Below are 14,249 nucleotides of genomic sequence, written 5' to 3' on the forward strand. Positions count from 1 at the left end.
ACGTCAGCCGGCTTGCGCCCATACACTAGTATCAACGAAGAAAACAAGGAAGGGAGCATGCCCACATGCCGGCTTTTGTCGGAGTCGTCAAACTGAACAGCATCGGAAGCAGCGGCGTGTTCCATATTGGCGATGTGTTTGCGATTTCCCCGCAAAGCGTGACGAAAACGTTCGCTGGCGCCGGTTCGTTTAACACCGGCGACGGGCTTCATATCTATAACTATTACAGCAATACGAATACGAATGACGCCGATGTCGCCGATGAAAATGTCGTCGGAAACGTTTGAAGGAGGAGAAGGAGGGTGCACGTTTACATCAGCCAAAGCATCTGCATCCACCAGTTGCGGATCGGCTCGGTCACCAATTCATCCGTTTTGCAAATCGGCAGCGCCGGAAGCATTCAAGCGCTCTCAACGCTTGCCAACACCGGCGGATTCACCGGTCCGGCCCCACAGGCGACCGTGCCGCCCGGTGCATCCGCTCCTCTCGTTCCTCTCCATTCAGCCACCCGCTAAATTCAGCGAAAAAAAGTGATGAGAGCGAAAGGCCGTCCATATATTGAAGTAAGAGGGCTCTTTGGAGAGGATGATGGTGCACAATGAGCATTTACGAGTATTTCGTCAAGCTGCACCGCTATTTATTATGGCAAACAAAAAAAATACGGGCTCTGGAACGCCGTCTCCACGCACTCGAAGCCCGGCTTCGGGAAATGGAGGCTCAACCGCGCACATCGATCGAACGAATTGAATATAAATTTGACCAGCTCAAAGTGGAAACGCTCGAAGGAACGCTAAACATCGGGATCGCTCCGTCCGGAGCCGGCGGTACAATTGAAGACTTTGCCGTCGAACCGGTCAAAACCGTAATTCCAAAGCCGGAACCGGTGCTGATGCGCCCGATTCAAGAAAAAGTAGCCGCCTATCTCAACGGGGAAGCGTCGGAAACGTTAAAACGCCTTGAGCAGCAATACGGCCGCCGCCTCGACGATACGTACCGCCAGTTCATTTTGCAAGACATCGCCCGGCAAACAGACGAACGCATCCGCTTCTATTTGCAAGAGAAAGCCAACCATGGCTACGTTCCGTCCGGCGACCGCGATGAAGCAGTCGAAAATGAAATTTTTCAAAAAGTGAAAGCCGATATCGAACAATCGCTCGATGCGTTTTTGAAACATTTGCCTTCAAAGGAGGGATAGACGTGAATTATACAGTGATCAATCGTCATCTGCATGTTGGCGACATCCGCCTCGTGGCCGTCGCCAGTGCCTCGCTGTTTTTAATCGGCGACGCCGATGCGATTCACTTGTCATCCGCGTTTGACACACCACCGGAATCGCTTATCATCGGCCCGTTCGTCCCGCTCGTGCCGGCTCGAGGGGATACGCCGTGAAACGAACGTCAGTTGTGCAAACGTTCCATGCCGAAACGCTCATCATTAGCTCTGTGCTGCAAATCGGCGACTCAGAGCGAATTTCCGCCCGCACGCACGCCTTAGCCGTGCAGCGGCAATATGAACTGTTTTTTGGCCCAGAAGGAGAACAAATATTCCCTGTTTTTGCGAAGCCGATCCCGCGCTGGACTTCTCCATCGCCGACAGCTGCACGCCAAACGCTCCATGAGTCCCCGGTCATTTCCGTTCAGTCTGTGCGCGTGCTCGCCATTTCTTCGTCCGCCATCGTCCATATCGGCTCGACCTCGATAGCGGAGGCAGAGGCAAGAATGAAACATATCCGCCAGCTGGCCGGCTCTGAGTCGAGCGCGCCAACAAGAGGGAGGGATTCATAATGCCTTCGTTTGTCGGCCCGATTAAAATCAACAGCGTCAGCAGCGGGGCTGTCGTGCAAATGGGCGACTGTCTGTACATCGCGCCGAAAGTCGCCACGAAAACGCAAGCCGGATCCGGCGGGTTCAACACCGGCGATTTTGTCATGACGAACAACGCAATCAGCTTTACAAACGCGTTTGATCCCGATGTATCCGACCAAAACGTGGCCGCCAACAACTGAACATGGCAGAAAACGAATCCCCTCGCTTTTCATTTGCCAACATCAACCTCATCAGCCGAACGCTGCCGAAACCAAAAAGAGAAGGTGTCCCAAAAGGATCCGGACACCTTTGCTTATTTGCCTCTATAATTATCTAAAAAACCATACATTGTGCTTGATCGAAAGGAAACCAACCTTTTGCGACCGCATATATCCATTATTCCCCAAAAGTCTGTTCAGCTCAACGGGCGAGCCATTCACATCATTTCCAGCCAGACACGCGTGCCGCGGCCGGACGGTTCAGCCGGTTCGACGATGAGCCGTCGCGGCAGACGGTGGCGAATTTCTTGTACATGACTGATGACACCGACCGCCAGCCGCTCGGTATGCAGCTTTTCCAAGGCGGAAATGACCGTCTCAAGCAGCTCAGCATCGAGGGTGCCAAACCCTTCGTCCAAGAAGAAAAAGCGGAGCGGATACTCGCCGCGCAGCTGAATTTGCGCCGATAACGCCAACGCCAACGACAGTGACGTCAAAAATGTCTCCCCACCCGAGAGCGTCGATACCGGCCGTCTAACGCCGCCATTGGCATCATCACGGATCAGAAACCCGCCTTGCGAATCCAATTCGAGCGAATACCGGTGCCGTGTCAGCCGCTGCAGCCGTTCCGAAGCCATGGCGGTGACTTGCTCGAGCTGCTCTTCAGCCATAAATTCGACAAAGCTGTTGCCGCGAAGCAGCGCCTGCAGCTGTTTATACCGCTCGATGCGCCGGCTGAGCTCCGCCTGCTTCTCCTCCAGTTCAACAAAGCGGCTATGTTTTTTTCTCAACTCTTCCACCTTCGCTTGAGCCGCCCCAAGCTGTTGCGTCATCGCCTCCACTTGCTCCTTCAACTCGGCGTATACACGCTGCATCGTCTCCCATTGTTCAGCGCTCACTGCCGCTCCCCCGATGGCGGCGTCCAGCTGGGCGAGGCGATGTTCGGCTTGCTCGATTTGGCGCCAATAGCGGCGGATTGTCTCATCCCATTCATCCCGTTGCGCTTTTTCCGCCTTCGCTTGCTTGACTTGTTCGGCATCGGTAAACATCGTGTCCGAAATCGCGCTGCAGAAGCGGGCGCGCGCCTCTTCTTCGCGGCGGACGCCTTCTTCCCACGCCTGCTTGGCTGCTTTTGTTTCGCTTTCAAGCATTTGATATTCCCGCTGGGCTCGCTGCCAGGCCTCATACGCCTGTTGCTCGCCGTTTTGCAGCTGACGCCATTCGGCCTCCGCCTTCTGAAGCTTCACGGCCGCAGGACCTTCCCCCGCCTTCTCGCCCCGTTGCCGCTCATATTCGTTCCATTGCTGCTGTTTGGCACTAATCAGCGAGTCAAGACGCACCCGCTCCGTCTCAAGCCGGCTCCGCTCTTTGGCCGCTTCCTCTTTCGCCCGCTGTTTTTCCTCTAAAAACAGCACGCTGTCCTCCAGCCGTTTTTGCACGTCGCGCCGCACGTTTTCCCGTTCACACAGCTGTTCATACACCGCATCGATCGTCTCAAGCGAAAGGAAAGGATACATCTGCCGCCATTGCTGTTCAAGTTGCCGCCGCTCTTCCTCCAGCCGCTGCTTTTCAACTTGCAGCGCTTCGATGTCCGCCGCTATCCATTGGCACGCTTTCTCCGCTTCGCGCCGCGCTGACTCGGCTTCATTCCATTGGGCAAGCACCCGGTAGACCGCTTCTTTCAATTCAATGACATCTTGCGCAAGCGCCCGCACTTCCACAGTGAGGTCGACGGCCTCCTCCACCGAGCGGCTTTCGGCAAACAGAGACGGCGCTTCATGGCCTGCCGCCAGCTCGGCGAGCTGCTCGAGCTGCGCCTTGAACGAAATGATCATTTGCCAATCTTGTTCATACCGTTGCCGCTCTGCCTCAAGCTCGGACAGACGCTCAAGTTGGACATCGTGCGGTGCGGCGGCCGGATGCGGATGCTCGCGTGATCCGCACACTGGACACGGCTCGCCGGGACAGAGCCGCTCAGCCAAGGCGGAGGCGAGTTGCGCCGTCCGCGCTTCTTCGGCTCGCTGTCGCTCCGCCTCCATGGTTTTCTGCAACGTATACAATTGTTTTTCAGCGTCCTGCTGCCGCCAGCAGACGAAACGATACGTCCGCTCCACACGCCGGAACAGCTCTTGAAGCCGGGAGCCGACAGCGGCTGATCGGCGTTCCCGCTCCAACTTTTCCTCTTTCGCCCGACGCCAAACGGCCTCCTTTTGCTGAAGTTGGGCATCGACGCGAGCGATGGCTGACGCCGCTTGCTCAATATGCTGCTTCTGCCTGTACGCCCGCTCTGCCTCATCTTTTCCATCCAGCGCCTCTTCATGCTGTTTCAGTTCTTCTTTCAACTCCCGCTGCCGCTTCGCGCCGCGCTCATACCAGACTAACGCCTCTTCAAACCGGCGTGCAGCTGCCTTCTCCTGGGCAATGAGTCGCTTCCTCTCTTCACGAAGAGCTGCGAGCTCCTGTCCAAGCACTTCCATTTGCTGCTCAAGCTGCGCCGCCTGCCGCAGCCGTTCCATCTGGACGAGCAATTCCGGTTCGCGCTGCGCCTTTTCTTGGCGCGCCCGTTCATAACGCCGCGCCGCTTCTTCATAGCTCAATTGGGCTTCTTCTAACCGACGCGCCAGTCCTTCATACCGACGAAACGCCTCTGCCCGCAAGCGACATGCCTGCTCGCACTGCTCCCAATACGGCCAGATGCGCTCTGCTTGCTCGGCGCGCTCCTTTTTCGCCTCAAGCTCGCGGATGGCGGATTCATGTTGGCGCAGCGCGGCGAGCTCTTGTTCGACCGCTTCTTTTTCTTGCTGCCATGCCCATCGTTGTTTTGTTCGTTCCACATCTGCTTCGACTTCCTCAAGCTCTTTTTTTCGCTTGGCAAACAGCCCCGCGAGCTCCCGCACATCCGCCTCTGCCTGCTCGAGCGCTGCTTTTGAAGCATCGCCAAGCCCCGCTTTTTCCGCTTCGATTTTTTCCCATTCTTGCCGAGCGGCGGCAAGCCGGTCTTTCAACTTTTTATTCAACTGATCGCCATACCGCTCAAGATGGAAGAGGCGCTGCAGCATTTGCCGCCGCTCCGACCCTTTGAGCGATAAAAATTCGGCAAATTTTCCTTGCGGCAAGACGACCGCCCGGGTGAAATCCTCCATCGTCAAGCCGAGCAATTGCTCGATCGCCTTGTCCACCTCCGACAGTTTATCGGCGAGCACGACCGGCTCGGACCGATGCTCGATTAGGCGGCAAACGGCGCTGCGCGTCCGCCATTCGTCCACTTTTTTTAAGCTTCGTTCGACTGTATACCGTTTCGCTCCTGCCGCATTTTCCAGCTCAAACGTAAACGAGACAAACAACTCTTGCTCCGCGTGGTTGATGATCGCCTGCGTGCGGTTGGCCGCCCGCTCGACGCTGCCGAACAAGGCGAGCGTCATGGCGTCTAAAATCGTTGATTTGCCGCTTCCAGTCGGCCCGAAAATGCCGAACACACCGCCCTCACACAGTGCGGTGAAATCGATCGTCTGCTTTTCACGAAAGCTATGAAGCCCGGCGATCGTCAGCGAGATCGGCTTCATTCTCCCTCCCCTTCCTTCTCTTCTTCCGCCGCCAGCTCCAAAAAGAGGCGGACGAGCTCTTCATCCGGCGTTTGTCCCCCAGTCTGCCGTTCGTAAAAGCGGTGAAACATTTCTTCAAGTGAAAGCGGCTCGCGGCTCATTTCCATCATCTCTTCCGCCCGATTGGGAAGCACCGGGCGAATGTGGACAAATCCGGGATGAAGCTTACGCAGCCGATCAATTTCTTCCATTGTCAACGACTCGGTCACATGGATCTCCAAATCGATCCAGCTTGATCGGTCTCTTCCTTCCTCACACCAGCGGTATACTTGAGCGAGCCCCTCTGTCGCCTTCCAACGGATGAGCGGTTTGCCGGCAGCGAGCGGTATCTCCGCCACCTTGGCCTTCCTGCCTGGATGCACGTCAACGACCGTGACCGATTTGGCTTGACCGGCTTCGGAAAAGCTGTACGCCAACGGCGAGCCGGAATAGCGCGCCGCCGTCTTTGCCTGCTTGACATCCTGCGGCCGGTGCAGATGGCCAAGCGCCACATATTGTGCGGCTTTCGGCAAGCTCTCAGCCGCCACCGTATAAGCGCCGCCGACTTCAATCGGCCGCTCGGAATCGGACGTACGTCCGCCGGCAACGTAAAGATGGCTCATCGCGATATTGACGGTCTCCGCCGTGAACGAGGCGGCCATCGCCGCTAATAGGGCGCGGATGCGGTCATCGTACCGATCGCGCATCGTCGTCTCCTTACAGTCGGATGACAACAGCTCGGCGAGGCGCGATTCGGACGGATAGGCCAACGGAGCAAGCATCATCGTTTCGCCGCACGATGGAACGTCAATCCGGCAAACAGCCGCTTGCGGGCGGCCGAAAAGAAAAATGTTGTGCGCACACATCAACGTCCGGGCAGCGCTGATCCGGTCGGGGTGGTCGTGGTTGCCGCTGATGACTGCCACCGGGCGGCGTCCTTTGTCGGACAGGCGGGCGAGGCTTTCATAAAACAGTTGTTCCGCAGCCGCCGGCGGATTGACGGAGTCGAATACGTCGCCGGCCACAAGGATGATGTCAATTTGTTCTTTCTTGACAATCTCCACAAGCTCATCAACAAATGCCTCTTGCTCGGCCATCCGACTCCGTCCCTCAAGCGTTCGCCCCAAATGCCAGTCCGCGGTATGCAAAATCCGCATTCTCTCTTTCCCCCCTTGCATCACTCAACAGCCACAACAAACCCGCCGTCAAACGAATACAAATAGCATTCCGCCACCGGCGCACGCCAAATTTGCTCGATGGCCCGCCGGTACAAGCGCATTTGCGTCCCATAGCGGCCGAGCAGAAAACGAGCCGCTTCTTCCTTTTGCCCAGCAAAACGGTGGACGACTTCATCCGTTTTATAGTCAATCATCACATAGCCGCATTCGTCGGCAAACACGCAGTCGATCACCCCTTGCACGAGGACGCGCCGGCCGCTTTCCGTCCCTTCGCCGCCGTACAGTTCAGCCGCTTTAAGCCCCAAGCTGAACGGCACTTCACGGTGCACTTCGCGGGCGGCGCAAAGGCGGCGGCCAAGATCTGCAGTGAAAAAGGCAGCGATGGCCGCTGGATCGACCGCCTCGGCTTGTTCTGCCGACAGCAGCTCTTTTTCGACAAGGCGGACGATCTGACTGCGGATCGACGATTCATCAAGCGGCGCTTGCAAATCGAGATGGCGCATAACGACATGGAGCGCCGTCCCTTTTTCGGCCGGCGTCAACGTTTTCTCCTGCATGAAACGCGGCCGAGAAAACACCGGAGCCGTCCCTTGTCGCGGCCGCCATTCGTCCGCTTGCTCGCCAAAGAGCGCGCGCTGTTCTTTAAGTTCTGACACCGATTGCTTGGCGCGCACGGCCGTTTCTTTCTCATACGAATACCGCCACAACAAGCGGCGTTTGACCTCCTTCTGCCACCCTCCTCCCACGGGAACGGGTCGTCCTTGTTCGAGGGCAAGAAGCACGCCGTCATCCATCTCCTCCCTCGCAGCCTCTTCGCCGCGCAAATCGGCGGCCGGCACGATGGCGACACGCCATACAGACGGGTGAGAGGCGACCTCTTCAGGCGCCTTCGTTCCCGCAAGCGCCCCCCCATCCCGATGACGGATGAGCGCCCGGCCGATCCAATCCAAGTAGGAGCGGGCCGAAGCCCGCACATCGTCGGGGAGAAGCCAGCCGCGTTCCGAAGCAGCGCTTTTCCATTTTTCAATCTCCTTGGCCGCATCGTTGACCGACGCCAACAAATACAGCTTCTCTTTTGCCCTTGTGAGCGCGACATACAAAATGCGCATCTCCTCCGCAAGCAGTTCAAGCCGCTTTTTCGTTTGGATGGCCAACAGCGGCAGCGTCGGATAACTGATGCGCAGCCGCGGGTGGACAAAGCGGGTGGCAAAGCCCAGCTCTTTATCGAGCAAATATGGGTGGTGCAAATCACGTGTATGAAACGGACGCGCAAGCCCAGCGAGAAACACGATCGGAAATTCCAATCCTTTGCTGCTGTGAATCGTCATGATGCGCACGACGTCTTCCTGCTCGCCGAGCGGCCGGGCCGCCCCTAAATCGTCGCCGCGCTCTTGCAGCCGCTCGATGAAGCGAAGAAAGCGAAACAAGCCGCGAAACGACGTCGACTCGTACTGCCGCGCGCGGTCGTACAAAGCGCGCAAGTTCGCCTGCCGTTGCCTGCCGCCCGGCAGTGCGCCGACAAAATCGTAAAATTGCGTATCGCGGTACAGCTGCCAAATGAGATCAGCTAATGAGCGGCGGCGCGCCATCGTACGCCAGCCCTCGAGCCGCTCTAAGAAAGCCGCCGCTTTCCTTTGGGCGTTGGCCTCCTCTTTTGTTTCCGCCGGCTTTTGCCGAAACGAACAGAGCGCTTCATAAAACGTGCCTTTTGGATCGGCGAGGCGAATCATGGCGAGCTCATTCTCGTCAAAACGAAAGAGCGGCGACCGGAGCACCGCGGCGAGCGGAATGTCTTGGTGCGGGTTGTCAATCACTTTTAACAGTGAGAGCATGATCGAAATTTCCGTCGCCTGAAAATAGCCGGATGACAAATCCGCGGCCGCCGGGATGCCTTGCGCCTGCAACTGCTCGATCATCTGCGGCGCATTCGTCATCGAGCGGACAAGGATGACGATGTCACGGTACATGGCGCGCCGCGGCTGCCCGCTCGAACGATCGTATACATAAAACGGAGCGGAAACGATCTCTTTGATTTTTTTCGCCATCAGCCGCGCCTCGAGCTCCGCCGCTTCCCATTCAGCCGCTTCCTCTTCGTCCTCTTCCGCCGCACGCTGCCGGTTGATGATCATGACTTCCGGCGCCGCATCCTCCCCTTCCGGGTAATCGGCGCCGTATTTTAGCTGCGCCGCTTCGTCGTAAACCATTTCGCCGACGGTTTCCCCCATGAGTTGCGCAAACAGAAAATTCGTCCCGTCAAGCACTTCGCGGCGGCTGCGGAAGTTGCTCGCGAGGTCGATTTTCATCCCCCCTTCTTCCCCGTCGGCGGTGAATCGTTTGTATTTGTCCAAAAACAGCATCGGCTCGGCAAGGCGGAATCGGTAAATCGACTGTTTCACGTCGCCGACCATAAACAAATTGCCTGTTCGTTCGCTCCCTTTTTTCACCAGCTGCAAAATCGCTTCTTGAACGAGGTTCGTATCTTGATACTCGTCAACAAGCACTTCATCAAACTGCGCCTGGTATTCCAAGGCGGCGGGGGAAGGCTGCCATTCGCTCGTTTCCGGATCGCGCCGCCGCAAAATATGCAAACAATAATGTTCCAAGTCAGAAAAATCAACGATTCCTTTTTCCCGTTTCGCCGCTTGGAACATGACGGCAAAACGGCGGACAAGGTTAGCGATCGTTTCAACGATCGGCTTCATTTCCCGCATATGGCGGAGCCAAACGGATGGATCGAGCGAAAACACATTGTCGCGCAGCGCCTCCACTTTCTTTTTCGCCTGATCGCGCAGCGATTTGGCTTCGTCGATCAGCCGCTCGTCATAGTCCTTGCCGCGGCAGGCCGGCAGCCGCCCAAACGACAGCGCCTTTAGCGCGCGATGCAGCTCGGCCCACGGTCCAGAAAGACGCGTTTCCAAATCAGCGATCATATCTCGATCTTCGCGTAGCCGCTCCGCGTACGGACGCGGTCCGCCCGGCTCTTCAGCAAGCTCAAGCGCCCTTCGGATCAGCCGTTTGGCCGCCGTCAGCTCCATCACGGCATGTTGCGCGATATAGCGGGCTGCTGGCAGCGTCTTTATATCTGTTCGTTCATCGACATCATACATCGAGGTCAAACCGGCCAACCATTCATCTGGTTCCGGATGGGAGCGGGAAAATTCATAAAGGGCGACAATCATCTCCTGCAGCTCCGCATCGCTCCGGTCGCCCGTATAGGCATCCACGACAGCGAAAAACCGCTCGTTGTCCGGCTTTCCGTATTCCTCCTCAAGCAGCTCTTCAAGGACATCCTCTTTCAACAGCTCGATTTCCGTTTCATCGGCGATGCGAAACGACGGATCCAAATCAAGCAAATAGTAATATTTGCGAATGACATCCAAGCAAAAGGAATGGAGCGTCGAGATCGCGGCGCGGGGAAGCAGGCTGAGTTGACGTCGCAAATGGAGCGAATGCGGACGCTTGGCCAATTCCCGCTCGAGCGCCTCGCCGATTCTTGCTTTCATCTCCGCGGCTGCCGCATTGGTAAAGGTAACGACAAGCAGCCGGTCGATATCGACCGCTCCTTCTTCCGCCGTCACTTTTTGAATGATCCGCTCGACAAGAACGGCCGTTTTCCCGGATCCGGCCGCCGCGGCGACAAGAATGTCTCGGCCGCCCGCGGCGATCGCCTTCCATTGTTCATCCGTCCATCGGCTCCCAGCCGGCTTCGGGCGAATCGTGGCGTTCATTTATCCTTCCTTCCCTTCCGCTAGTTTTTCGATGACCGCTTCCTTCGTTTGCGGGGCAAGCTTCCGGTATTCGTTGCCGGAGAGTGCCTCATCAAATTGGCAGACCGGTTTGAAGACGCAAAACTCGCACGCTGTTTTATCTTTCAACTTGTACGGGGCGATCGACACGACGCCGTCGGCGATTTGCCCGCCGATGTCGATGAACAAACGGCGGACATGCTGGCGGAGCGCGGCAAAGTCGGATGGACTCGCCACCGACGAACGCGAATGGATCGACCCGCTTTTCGTAAGCTGAGCGGGCACAATCAGCGACCATTGTCCGTCTTCCGTTCGGCTGTCCATCAACCGGATCGCCTCGACGTCAGCGAGCAACAGCCCGCGCATCCGAAACGGTTCCAGCAGCTTTTTCGCCATTTCCACCTCATCATCCACCCATTGCTTCGCTTGAACGATCGGATTGTGGATGTGAAAATAAAGCACCCCGGCTGGCAAGGCCGGCTGTCCGACAAGCTGTTCGGCATACGTCAGCACGATGTCCAGGTAGGTGAGCATTTGCAGCGCCAGACCGTAATATACTTCCGTCAAATCGAGCGTTTTCGCGCTCGATTTGTAATCGATAATGCGCAGAAGCACTCCTTGGCTGCTTTCCGCCTTATCGACGCGGTCGATCCTCCCAACAAGCTCCATCACTGTTCCGTCGGGCAGCCGAAACCGAAGCGGCGGCAGGTCGCCATTGGGGCCGAATGACAGCTCAAGTCCGATCGGAACGAAACCGCTCGCCCGCGCATGCTCACTTAACACATGGGTTGTACGGGCAACGACGTGTTTCAATTTTCGTTTCATATATTCATAGCGATGAGAGCTTGAGAGCACTTGCTGCTGGATGAGCGGAGCGATTCGCTCGATCGCTTCGGCCGACAGCCGTTCACAGTCTGGTCTTGACAGTTCGCGCCAATCAAGATGCTGTTCGCGCAGCCGGTCGGCGATTTGCTTGATGGCGGCATGGAACAATTGCCCAACATCCGGCGCCTCAAGTCGGAAAACGTTGCGCTCTTTCAACCGCAGCCCATGCGATGCGAAATGGGCGTACGGGCATTTTTGAAACTGCTCCATGCGCGAGACGCTCGCCTGAATTTTTTTGCCGTACAGCCGCTGGCTCCACTGTTTTTTGAGCGGCGTCGCTCCGTTTGTATAAAAGAGCGCGGAGACGGCATGCCGCACCTGCTCCTTCCAGTCCTGATGGCCGATGAACGTGTTATACACATCCCACCAAAGCGGATCGATGCCGTAGTTGCGCTTCCATGCTCGGAGCTGGCTGATCAAATACGTTTGCGTCGCCCGCGGCGCGGTCACGAACGCCTCTGCTTTTTCTGCCGGGGCGTCGAACGGGTCGTTGCCGCACAGATGCACCGGCGCATGCGGAAACAGTTCCGTAAGCTGCTTGATGAGCGGCGACGGCATCAACGCTTTCCCTTCTCCATCAGCAAGCGGATATGTAACATACAGCCGCCGGCTCGGACAAACAAGTGCCAAGTAGACAAAAAACGGGTCATAAAACAGCTGCTCCCGTCCCCCTGGGGCGAGCGCCACCCCCAACTCACGCAGCTGCTCGCGCTCCACTTCCGCCATCAGCCCGTCTTCCTTCACTTTCGCTGGAATCACGCCATCGTTGGCGCCGATGACGAACGCATACTTGATGTCAATTAAACGAGAGCGATCAAGCTGAGCCACGATCACCTGGTCCATCGCCGGCGGCACAAGGGAGAACTCCAACCGATCGAGCCCAGCCTCGATAATCTTGACAAACTCAGCGAGCGGCAGTGATTCTGTCCCGAGCATTTCTACATATTGGTCAAGCAAATCGACGACGGCGTTCCACGCCTGTTCATGCTGGCGCGCTTCAACGAGGCGGCCGTCCGCTTCCGCTTGTGCGCTCATTTTCTCTAGTTTTTTTGGAATCTGCAATTCTTCCAAAAACAGATATAATGCCATACAAAACCCGCGTCCGTCCTCCGCCCGGCGCAGACGGCGCTCCAACCGGCGAAGCGGAGGGGCCAACGCCTCGCGCCATTCATTGAGCATGTCCTCAAACTGCCGCTCTTCGTTCGTTTGTGGTACGTTCAAACCGTCAAGCGCCTGATAGCGCAGATACGCCCAGCGCTCATTGTTTGTCCACTTATCCCCTTTGATTCCGTAAGCAAGCACATAGTTTTCGAGCTTGTCGGCCGCCTCGCGCCACATGTGCAGATCGCCGTCCGTTGGAAAAAGCAAATCCGTTTTCACCGCCCGAAACACCGCTTCATATCGCCAACGCGTCACGACCGTCTCTAAGGCAGCGCGCACGAGTTCAATGAGCGGGTGGTGGTGCATCGGTTCTTTTTCATCCATAAAATACGGGATCCCAAAATCAAAAAACACCGTTTTCACCAGATCGCGGTACGCCTCCGTCTGGCGGATGATCAGCGCAATGTCGCGATAGCGCGCCCCTTCATCGCGGACAAGGCGGATGATTTCGCGTGCGACCGCTTCGATTTCCGCTCGGCGATTGGACGCCTCATAAAGATGGACGGCATCGGTCTTTGCACCATATGGAAGCAACGGGCGTCGGTGAAATTGCGCCTCAAGATGAACGAGCGCCCTGTCTTCATGGCGTCGGTTGGCCGAAAGCACGATCGGCTCTTCGATCGCAATGTCATTGCTTAGCGCCAACTCCCTCAGCTGGCGGTACGTTTGCGCCGGCAAATAAAAGAGATGAAGTTCGTCCGGCATTCCGTCGTCATACGGGCGGTCGATCGTCAAACAAACGGTGACGCGCCGGCAATGGCGAAGAAGCTGTTCGATGATCATATATTCTTGCGGCGCAAAATGATGAAAGCCGTCGATGTAAATATCGGCATCCCGCAAATAACTTGAGCGCGGAATATGCTCAGCGAGCAAGCGCAAATAATCTTCCGAATCAAGATAGTGGCCGATAAGACTTTTCTCAAGTTCCTCATACACAAGCGCGACATCGCTCAACTTGTCAGCGAGCAAGCGGCGGCCCGGTTGATCAGGCCCATCCTCGAACGCCTCAGCATGTCGGCGGAGTTCGCCCGGCGTCAGGCAATACCGTTTGCATTCGGTGATCATTTCGTTCAGCTGCTCGATAAACCCATGTTTGTCCGCCGCGCGGCCAAACAGTTTCAGCTCTTGTTTGCGTTGCTCAATAATTTTGCGGATCATCATCTGCACGCCAACATCATGAATGTGGTACCGGGTCATGCCGCCTGTTTCCTGCAGCACGCGCCAAGCGAGACGGGTGAAGCTGAACACTTGGGCGCGAATCATCCCGTCCACTCCCTCGGTATGTATCAACGCGTATTCGCATTGAAATGTCATTTGCTCCGGAACGAGATAGACGATCGCCCTTCCTTTTGGATCCTCTTGCAACTGGCGGCGAATTTCTTCGAGGCAGACAGCCGTTTTCCCACTTCCTGACCGTCCGAGCAAAAACCGCAGCGACATTGTATCCACCACCATTCGTTTCCTTTATTTGTTTTATTTTAGCACGTATGTTCGCTTTTGGGAAGAAAAAAACGCCCTTCCGGCTGCGGGTTATATAGAGGCAATCTGAAACGTTAACGTTTGTTTCTTTTTGTGGATCCAGCCGACATGTCAGCGACTGTCGGACGACTGAACAACCTCGCTTCGAAGGATCCATTTATTGGTCTCTGAAGCTTCACTTCGTTATAGAAGCGGA

At 56.6% G+C, this 14,249-nt stretch carries 10 protein-coding genes; 6 read left to right on the plus strand and 4 right to left on the minus strand.

The genetic code is table 11. From position 1 onward, the window contains the following. Window positions 1-65: 65 nt before the first annotated feature. The 6 genes from GC56T3_RS14860 (at window position 66) to GC56T3_RS14880 (ending at window position 2,005) form a co-directional block, all read left to right on the plus strand. The gene (locus GC56T3_RS14860) at window positions 66-287 is read left to right on the plus strand and encodes a spore germination protein (protein WP_011230193.1); all 222 of its coding nucleotides are present in this window, start codon (window positions 66-68) and stop codon (window positions 285-287) included. A 15-nt stretch (window positions 288-302) separates the two neighbouring features. Beyond that, window positions 303-515, plus strand: a complete 213-nt coding sequence (locus GC56T3_RS18915) for a spore germination protein GerPB (RefSeq protein WP_013146201.1) — start codon at window positions 303-305, stop codon at window positions 513-515. 83 nt (window positions 516-598) lie between these two features. Further along, window positions 599-1,195: a spore germination protein GerPC gene (locus tag GC56T3_RS14865; protein ID WP_011230191.1), complete on the plus strand. Its 597-nt coding sequence runs from the start codon at window positions 599-601 to the stop codon at window positions 1,193-1,195. Between the two features lie 2 nt (window positions 1,196-1,197). Further along, on the plus strand, window positions 1,198-1,389 hold the full coding sequence (locus GC56T3_RS14870; RefSeq protein WP_013146202.1) for a hypothetical protein: 192 nt from the start codon (window positions 1,198-1,200) through the stop codon (window positions 1,387-1,389). Next, window positions 1,386-1,784 carry a spore germination protein GerPE gene (locus GC56T3_RS14875; RefSeq protein ID WP_013146203.1) on the plus strand — a complete coding sequence of 133 codons (399 nt, stop codon included), beginning with the start codon at window positions 1,386-1,388 and terminating at the stop codon, window positions 1,782-1,784. Before GC56T3_RS14870 ends, GC56T3_RS14875 begins: the two co-directional genes overlap by 4 nt. Further along, a complete protein-coding gene (locus GC56T3_RS14880; RefSeq protein ID WP_013146204.1) occupies window positions 1,784-2,005 on the plus strand; it encodes a spore germination protein in 222 nt (73 codons plus the stop codon). The genes GC56T3_RS14875 and GC56T3_RS14880 overlap by 1 nt, the downstream gene beginning before the upstream one ends. Window positions 2,006-2,241: 236 nt before the next feature. Here GC56T3_RS14880 and GC56T3_RS14885 read toward each other — a convergent pair whose 3' ends face one another. From GC56T3_RS14885 to addB, 4 genes are read right to left on the minus strand one after another with little or no spacing between them, the layout of a single operon-like run. After that, window positions 2,242-5,586, minus strand: coding sequence for an SbcC/MukB-like Walker B domain-containing protein (locus GC56T3_RS14885; protein ID WP_013146205.1), 3,345 nt, complete (start codon window positions 5,584-5,586; stop codon window positions 2,242-2,244). Further along, window positions 5,583-6,761 (minus strand): exonuclease SbcCD subunit D, encoded by a 1,179-nt coding sequence (locus GC56T3_RS14890; protein ID WP_013146206.1) that lies wholly within the window; start codon window positions 6,759-6,761, stop codon window positions 5,583-5,585. Before GC56T3_RS14890 ends, GC56T3_RS14885 begins: the two co-directional genes overlap by 4 nt. A 20-nt stretch (window positions 6,762-6,781) precedes the next feature. Next, complete coding sequence (gene addA / locus GC56T3_RS14895) at window positions 6,782-10,510, minus strand: helicase-exonuclease AddAB subunit AddA (protein WP_013146207.1); 3,729 nt, start codon at window positions 10,508-10,510, stop codon at window positions 6,782-6,784. Continuing rightward, complete coding sequence (gene addB / locus GC56T3_RS14900; RefSeq protein ID WP_304411968.1) at window positions 10,511-14,014, minus strand: helicase-exonuclease AddAB subunit AddB; 3,504 nt, start codon at window positions 14,012-14,014, stop codon at window positions 10,511-10,513. It abuts the gene before it with no gap. Window positions 14,015-14,249: the final 235 nt, after the last annotated feature.

Source organism: Geobacillus sp. C56-T3 (assembly GCF_000092445.1).
GTDB lineage: Bacteria > Bacillota > Bacilli > Bacillales > Anoxybacillaceae > Geobacillus > Geobacillus thermoleovorans.